This window comes from Actinotalea fermentans, assembly GCF_007991475.1.
GTDB classification, from domain to species: Bacteria; Actinomycetota; Actinomycetes; order Actinomycetales; family Cellulomonadaceae; genus Actinotalea; species Actinotalea fermentans.
This window is the reverse complement of record NZ_BJYK01000005.1, coordinates 196,110-203,837: the sequence shown is the minus strand read 5'-3', so window position 1 is coordinate 203,837 and position 7,728 is coordinate 196,110. Positions and strand designations below refer to the sequence as shown.

Annotated in this window: 8 protein-coding genes; 6 read left to right on the top strand and 2 right to left on the bottom strand. The window is 70.6% G+C overall.

Going from position 1 to position 7,728, the window contains the following annotated elements:
- Nucleotides 1-1,657 (bottom strand): heavy metal translocating P-type ATPase (locus AFE02nite_RS10035; protein WP_146819568.1); only part of this gene is annotated, 1,657 nt, incomplete at its 3' end.
- Nucleotides 1,658-1,773: 116 nt separating this feature from the next.
- The gene (locus AFE02nite_RS10030) at nt 1,774-2,241 is read right to left on the bottom strand and encodes a hypothetical protein (RefSeq protein WP_146819567.1); all 468 of its coding nucleotides are present in this window, start codon (nt 2,239-2,241) and stop codon (nt 1,774-1,776) included.
- 391 nt (nt 2,242-2,632) lie between these two features.
- Between AFE02nite_RS10030 and AFE02nite_RS10025 the strand changes: the two genes are divergently transcribed.
- From AFE02nite_RS10025 to AFE02nite_RS10000, 6 genes are all read left to right on the top strand, one after another.
- Complete coding sequence (locus AFE02nite_RS10025; protein WP_034243214.1) at nt 2,633-3,466, top strand: amino acid ABC transporter substrate-binding protein; 834 nt, start codon at nt 2,633-2,635, stop codon at nt 3,464-3,466.
- Between the two features lie 10 nt (nt 3,467-3,476).
- Nucleotides 3,477-4,145 carry an amino acid ABC transporter permease gene (locus AFE02nite_RS10020; protein WP_034243212.1) on the top strand — a complete coding sequence of 223 codons (669 nt, stop codon included), beginning with the start codon at nt 3,477-3,479 and terminating at the stop codon, nt 4,143-4,145.
- Nucleotides 4,132-4,926, top strand: coding sequence for an amino acid ABC transporter ATP-binding protein (locus AFE02nite_RS10015; RefSeq protein ID WP_034243209.1), 795 nt, complete (start codon nt 4,132-4,134; stop codon nt 4,924-4,926). Before AFE02nite_RS10020 ends, AFE02nite_RS10015 begins: the two co-directional genes overlap by 14 nt.
- A 101-nt stretch (nt 4,927-5,027) precedes the next feature.
- The gene (locus AFE02nite_RS10010) at nt 5,028-5,258 is read left to right on the top strand and encodes an SHOCT domain-containing protein (protein ID WP_307726043.1); all 231 of its coding nucleotides are present in this window, start codon (nt 5,028-5,030) and stop codon (nt 5,256-5,258) included.
- A 197-nt stretch (nt 5,259-5,455) separates the two neighbouring features.
- A complete protein-coding gene (locus AFE02nite_RS10005) occupies nt 5,456-6,145 on the top strand; it encodes an ATP-binding cassette domain-containing protein (protein WP_052113362.1) in 690 nt (229 codons plus the stop codon).
- The gene (locus AFE02nite_RS10000) at nt 6,142-7,632 is read left to right on the top strand and encodes a hypothetical protein (protein ID WP_034243241.1); all 1,491 of its coding nucleotides are present in this window, start codon (nt 6,142-6,144) and stop codon (nt 7,630-7,632) included. Before AFE02nite_RS10005 ends, AFE02nite_RS10000 begins: the two co-directional genes overlap by 4 nt.
- Nucleotides 7,633-7,728: the final 96 nt, after the last annotated feature.

Below are 7,728 nucleotides of genomic sequence, written 5' to 3'. Positions count from 1 at the left end.
CCGCCTGGTCGGCGTGGGCGACGACGGCGCGCGCCAACGGGTGCTCCGACTCCCGCTCGACCGCCGCGACGAGGGCGAGGACCTCGGCCTCGTCGGCGCCCGGCGCCACGACGACGTCCGTGACCTCGGGGGCGCCCTTGGTGAGCGTGCCGGTCTTGTCCATGACGACCGTGTCGATGCGGGCGGAGGCCTCGAGCGCCGTAGCGTTCTTGAACAGCACGCCCCGGCGGGCGCCCAGCCCGGTACCGACCATGATCGCCGTCGGCGTGGCCAGCCCGAGCGCGTCCGGGCAGGTGATGACGACGACGGTGATGGCGAAGAGCATGGCCGTCGGAACCGATGCGCCGGCGAGCCACCAGGCCAGGAACGTGCCGGTGCCGCCGATGAGGGCGACGAAGACGAGCCAGAACGCGGCGCGGTCCGCCAGGCGCTGCCCGGGGGCCTTCGAGTTCTGTGCCTCCTGGACCATCGCGACGATCTGCGCCAGGGCGGTGTCCTCGCCGACCTTCACCGCGCGGGCCCTCAGCGTCCCGCTGACGTTGAGGGATGCTCCGATGAGCGGGTCGCCGGGGGCCTTCCCCACCGGCAGGCTCTCGCCGGTGACCATGGACTCGTCCGCCTCGGACTCACCTTCGACGACGACGGCGTCGACAGGAACCTTCGCCCCCGGCCGGATCAGCAGCGTGTCGCCGACGAGGACCTCCGCGGTGGGCACCTCGTGCTCGACGCCGTCCCGCAGCACCACCGCGCGCGGCGGCGCCAGCTCCAGGAGCGTCCGGACGGCGTCGTTCGCGCCTCCGCGGGCGCGCATCTCGAACCAGTGTCCCAGCAGCACGAAGGTGGTGAGGACCGACGCCGCCTCGTAGAAGACCTCGCCGCCGCCCGTGAGGGTCACGACGACGCTGTAGAGCCAACCGGTGCCGACGGCGACGGCGACCAGGACCATCATGTCCAGCGTCCGGGCGCGCAGGGCACGGTAGGCGCCGTCGAAGAAGATCCACGCGGAGTAGAAGACGACGGGCAACGACAGGACGAGCATGAAGACGTCGTCGCGCAGCCCGAGGGGTGCTGCGGCGCTGAACCCGAGGAACTCGCGGCCGATCATCGAGTAGAGGGTGATCGGGACGGACAGGAGCGCGGCGACCAGGAACCTGTTGCGCATGTCGCGGACCATGTCCGCCATCGAGCCGCCGCCGTGGTGCCCCCCGTGACCCATGGCCTCGTGCGGCGATGGCGCGCCCGTCGGGTGAGCGGCTGCGTGGTGCTCGTGGCCCATGTGCTCGTCGCCATGCCCGCGCTCGTGAGGCGCCGTGGGCTCGGCCTCGAGCTCGGCCGGAGGCGTGCTCGGCTCGTGGAGCGTGTGGTGCGCGTGACCGGTGACCGCCGCGCCAGCTCCAGGCATGGGCTCGCTCATGGCGTCGCAGACGTGGTCGGGCACCGAGCGTCCTGAGCAGTGGTACCCGCACGCCTCGACCCAGGACGCGAGGTCGGTCATCGAGGTGACGTCGGCATCGAAGGTGACCGTGGCGGTCTGCGCCACGGCGTTCGCCTCGACACCGAGGACACCTGGACGTCGGCCCAGCGCCCGTTCCACCCCGGGCGTCGACGTCGCCCAGTGCTGCCCGCCTACCCGAAGTACGACTCGCCGCTCATCCATCAAGGCCTCCTCGTGGCGTGATACCCCTGGGGGGTACCCATGCAACCACGGTGCAGGTGCGAGTCATACCCGCAGGCGCATCAAGGTTTGATGAAGACACCTCGCTGCGCGCTGCTTCACCGGCCCATGTGACCAGGGCCCATCATGTCGTCGGCGTCGCGGCCGCCCATCATGTCGTCGCCGTCGCGGCCACGCATCATGTCGTCGTCGCGGCTGTCCATCATGTCGTCGTCATCGACGCCGTCCATCATGTCGCCGTGGTGCCCGCCCATCATGCCGCGGGGGCCGCCGTCGCGGTGATGTGCCCGGTGCATGCCGGCCATGCCCTCGGCGTCTCCCGCCCGGTCGCGATGGTGCGCGCGGTGCATCGACGCCATCGCGGACCGCGACATGTCAGGCACGCCGTCGGAGCCCGCCTCCGGACAGACCTTGACCTTGCCTTCGCCATCCCGGGGCCCCTCGGTGACGGACCAACCGCCCGCGGGGGCGGGGCTCGCCAGAGGTGCCGCCAGCGCCGGGGAGACACCGAGGGCCAGTGCTGCGCCCCCGCCGACGAGCAGCGCGGCTCTCACGGAAGCTCGCATGATGGATCCCTTCACCAGGGTCGGCGGTCCGACCGTTCAGGTCCAGCGTGCGCCCGGACCGTTGAGGCCGGGACCCCGGGACGATGAAGATTCCGTCAAGGAAGGCGCGCGCGGGCTGAACCGGGACGGTGCCGCTCCAGGCCATGTGGTTTCATCGATGCATGCTGCGCACCACCGCCTCGTGCACGCCCGCGCCTCGCGCCCGCGTGCAGCGGTGTTGTTGTTGCCCCTCGCGCTCCTGTTGAGCCCGGCCATCGCCGCCTGACCGGCCCCGGCCGCTCGACGCCGCAGGCGATCGCCTGACGGCAGCGCCGACTCGGCGCGCCTCCCCGGCACCGCACCTCGCGTCCTTGTGAGGTGCATTCCGCGCACGACCACGAGAGGTACCTCCATGACTGCACGACGTCTCTTCACCGCCACCGCCCTGGCCCTGACGGCCGCTCTCGCCGTCAGCGCCTGCTCGTCCGACAGCGGCGACGACCAGTCGGCCGAGCCGAGCGCACCTCCCGCAGAGTCCGACACCTCGCTCACGGACGTTCAGGAGGCCGGCGTTCTCGTGGTCGGGACCGAGGGCACCTACCGTCCCTTCTCCTTCCACGAGGACGGATCCGGAGATCTGACCGGGTACGACGTCGAGGTGATCCGCGCGGTTGCCGAGGAGCTGGGCGTCGAGGTCCGGTTCGAGGAGACCCAGTGGGACGCAATCTTCGCCGGCCTCGAGGCGGGCCGTTTCGACGTGATCGCGAACCAGGTCTCCATCACCCCGGAGCGGGAGGAGGCGTACACGTTCTCCGAGCCGTACACCTACAGCCCCGGGGTGATCGTCGTCCGCGAGGGCGACGACTCCATCGGCTCCTTCGCCGACCTGGGGGGCAAGACCACCGCGCAGTCGCTGACGAGCAACTGGTACACGCTCGCCGAGGAGAACGGCGCGACGATCGAGGCCGTCGAGGGCTGGGCCCAGGCGGTGGCCCTGGTCGAGCAGGGCCGGGTCGACGCGACGATCAACGACGAGCTCACGTTCCTGGACTACAAGAAGCAGACCGGTGCCGCCGGGCTCGTCGTCGCGGCCGAGACCGACGACGTCTCCCGCAGCGCCTTCGCGTTCCGCTCCGGGTCCACCGCGCTCGCCGACGCCGTGAACGAGGCGCTCGCTGCGCTCGCCGCCGACGGCACCCTCGCCGAGATCTCCGCGGAGTTCTTCGGCGAGGACGTCTCCCAGTGACGGGCCCGCAGTGACGTCTGACCAGTGGGATCTCGTCCTCGGATCGCTCGGCCCCATCACGGGCGGGGCGATCCGAGGCACGATCCCCCTGGCGCTCGCCTCCTTCGCCGGCGGGATGGTCATCGCGGTCGCCGTCGCGCTCATGCGGCTGTCCGGGAGGCGGCTGGTCGCGGCCCTGGCGCGGGGCTACGTCTCGCTCATCCGCGGCACGCCGCTGCTCGTGCAGCTGTTCGTGGTCTTCTACGGCCTGCCGAGCCTCGGCCTCGTCATCGACCCGTGGCCGAGCGCGATCATCGCCTTCTCGCTGAACGTCGGGGGCTACGCCGCCGAGGTCGTGCGCGCGGCGATCCTCTCGGTGCCGAAGGGTCAGTGGGAGGCCGCGTACGTCATCGGCATGGCGCGTCCGACGGCGCTGCGGCGCATCATCCTGCCGCAGGCTGCCCGGGTGTCCGTGCCTCCCTTGTCGAACACGTTCATCTCGCTGGTCAAGGACACCTCACTCGCCTCGCTGATCCTGGTCACCGAGCTGTTCCGGGAGGCGCAGAAGGTAGCCGCCTTCAGCCAGGAGTTCATGCTGCTCTACCTGGAGGCCGCCCTGGTCTACTGGGTGATCTGCCTCGCCCTGTCCACCGGCCAGGGCGTGCTCGAGAAGAGGCTGGACAGGTATGTCGCCCACTGACCCCGGCGCCGGCCGCGCTGCTGACGGCCCCGCGCTGCTGGCCGTCACCGGTCTGCGGAAGTCCTTCGGCACCCATGAGGTCCTCCGCGCGGTCGACCTCACGGTGCACACCGGCGAGGTCGTCGCCATCATCGGCGCCTCCGGATCGGGCAAGACGACCGTGCTGCGGTGCCTCAACGGCCTGGAGGTCGCCGACGCAGGACGGGTGGAGGTCCACGGCTCTCTCGCCGTCGACTTCGCGACTTCGCCCGACCGGCGCCAGCTCAACGCCCTGCGCGACAGGTCCGCCATGGTCTTCCAGCACTACAACCTCTTCCCGCACAAGACGGTCCTGGAGAACGTCACGGAGGGACCGATCGTCGTGCAGCGACGACCGGTGCGTGAGGCGCGGGAGGACGCCCTGGCGCTGCTCGCCCGAGTCGGCCTGGCCGATCGGGCGGACGCCTACCCGTTCCAGCTCTCGGGTGGCCAGCAGCAGCGGGTCGGAATCGTTCGGGCGCTGGCCCTCCGCCCGGACCTGCTCCTCTTCGATGAGCCGACATCGGCGCTGGACCCGGAACTCGTCGGCGACGTCCTCACACTCATGCGCGACCTCGCCGCCGAAGGCTGGACCATGGTCGTCGTCACGCACGAGCTCCAGTTCGCCCGCGAGGTGGCCCACCGCGTGGTCTTCCTCGACGAGGGCGCCGTGCTCGAGGAGGGTCCGGCCAGGCAGGTGCTGACCGACCCTGCGCAGGAGCGGACCCGCCAGTTCATCAGGCGCCTCCTGCACCCGCTCTGACGTCCACGCGGGGGACCTTCATCAGGTCTTCATCGCACCGTGACCGAGCCTTCGCGGTCGCGGAGCGATCCTTGCGTCGGCGAGCTGAGAGGAGCGCGACGATGATGAGCTGGGGCTACGGCATGGGCGCCGGAATGTGGGTCTCCTGGATCATCCTGACCCTGGTCATGGTCCTCGTCGTTCTGCTGGTCCTGCGCGCCAGCGAGCCGCGCACTCCACCCGGCCGCTCTGCCGGGCCGCGGACGGCCTTCGAGATCCTGGCCGAGCGATACGCGCGCGGCGAGATCACCACCGACGAGTACGAAGAGCGGCTGAGTCACCTCTCGTCCTGAGGGGCGTCCGACCTCCTGAGGGGCAGCCCGGCCCCACCCGCCGGCGGTCGCACACTCGCGTACCCCTTCGTGGGCCTGCCGCGCTTCATCGAACCTTCACCGATTGATGGCCCCGTTCTCAATCCGGCTGCGCTCCACTGGAGGCCTCAAATACCCCTACGGGGTATTCGGGATCCGAGCTGATCGAAGGTGAAGCCATGGAGGCGTCGGAGACGCGCACGCAGGTTCTGCCGGGAAACGATGGCGCCTGGGGCGCCGCGACACTCCTGTCGGCGGTCGGCATCGAGAAGGCGTACCGCCGACTCGGGCGGCGTCGGAAGCGGGCGCAGGTCCTGGCGGGCGCCGGCATCGAGCTCTACCCCGGCGAGGTCGTCGGCCTGGTAGGTGAGAACGGCTCGGGCAAGAGCACCTTCATGAAGGTGCTCGTCGGCGCCCTCGACGCCGACGCGGGAACCGTCACCACCCGCGGGCGGATCGGCTACTGCCCGCAGGAGCCGCTCGTGTACAGCCGCCTCACCTGCGACGAGCACATCGAGCTCTTCGGCCGCGCCTACGGCATGCCCGACGCTGACGTACGTCGCAGCCGCAACGAGCTCTACGAGGGCCTGAACTTCGCGCGGTACGCCGGCGTTCGGGTAGACCGCCTGTCGGGCGGCACTCTGTCCAAGCTCAACCTCGCGCTCGCGCTCCTGCCGGACCCCGACGTCCTGCTCCTCGACGAGCCGTACGCGGGCTTCGACTGGGACACCTACCTGCGGTTCTGGGACCTGGTCGAGGCGCGTCGGGCTCGCGGCAAGTCCGTGCTCGTGGTGTCCCACTTCGTCGTGGACGAGCACCGTTTCACGCGCATCGTCGACGTGCGCGACGGTCGGACGTGGTCCCGATGACCTCCGCACTGCTGGCCCGGCGGTTCGTCTCCGACCACCTGCGGAACCCGGTCAACCTGTTCGTGCTCGTTGCGGTGCCTGTCGCCTTCGTGCTCGTCGCCGCCGGCCCCTTGGCCGAGGCTGGCGAGACGCTCGGGACCGGCGGAGTCTCGATCGACTCGATCACGGCTGGCTGGGCCGCAGGCTTCATCGCGGGTGTCGGCATGTACTTCCAGGTCTCGGCGGCGCGGTTCAGCGACCGCCGCCTCGTCATCGCCGGGCTTCCGCGTGCCACCCTCGTGACCGGGCGTCTCGTCTCGGGTGGGGTGCTTGCCGCACTCGCCTCGGGCTCTGCACTGGCCGCCCTGGCGATCCGCACAGGGCTCGATCAGCCTTCGACGGTGGTCGTGGGGACCGCCCTGTTCGCCGTGATCTACCTCGCGGTCGGCGCGATGGTTGGCTCTGTCGTGGCGAACCCCGTGAACGGCACCATGCTGCTGCTGTTCGTGTGGATTCTCGACGTGTTCTTCGGCCCGGCGATGACCGGAGCCGATACGGCGGCGCTGAGAGTGCTCCCTACCCACTTCGTCACTCTGTGGACCATGGGTGCAGATCCGGGTCACGGTGGACCAGACCCACTGACGTGGGCACTGGTCTGGGCCGTCGGTGCGCTCGTGGTCGCCTACGCCGCAGTCCTGCGCACGTCGGCACTGCGCCGACAACGCCCTCCGCGCCCCTCGACGGCGGCGGCTCAGCTGACCGCCGGGCTACGGATGGCCTTCCGCGCCTGGCGCCGCACCCCCGTGCTCTGGGTTCTGCTTGCAGCCGTTCCCGTGGTGTTCGTCTGGCTCGCCGACGCCGTGACGCCGAGCGGGAGCTCCCCAGTGAGACTTCGCGAGGGCGGCGTGGAGATCGTCGCGATCCTCGACCCTGCGCACATGCATGCGGGCACCATGGCGCCGATCGCCATCGGCTCGCTCGCGGCACTCGCCGGGGTCTTCATCGGCGTCGAGGGGCGCGGCGCGGACCAGCGCCTCGTCCTGGCCGGCCAACGCCGCTCCGTGGTCCTCGCCACCCGTGTCGGCGCTGCGCTCACGGCCGCCGCACTGGCGGTCGTGGCGTCCCTGGCGGTCACGGTGCCGCTCTTCGAGGCGCACCAATGGCTCCCGTATGCCATCGGGAACGCCCTGATCGCCGCGACGTTCGCGCTCATCGGCGTCATCGTCGGACCGCTGGTCGGACGACTGAGCGGCGCCTTGATCGCCTTCCTCATCCCGTTCCTCGACCTCGCCATCGGGCAGAGCCCGATGCTGCAGGACGGACCACCGGACTGGGCGCGCTTCGTGCCGGGCTATGGGGCGAGCCGGGTGGTGTTCGACGGCGCGCTGACCGAGACCTTCGACGAAGGCGGAGCGCTCCTCCTTGCACTTGGCTGGATCGTCGCGCTGCTTGTGGTCGCATCGCTGCTCATCCGTGTCGAACGGGCCGCGAAACCGGCCAGCGCCTGACACCGTCGGCCCCGGGTCGGACGGCTCGACCTTGCAGGGAGCGCGCCCAGCGGGCGGCAGACGTGGTCGCATGAACTCCATGGATGCGACTGTTGT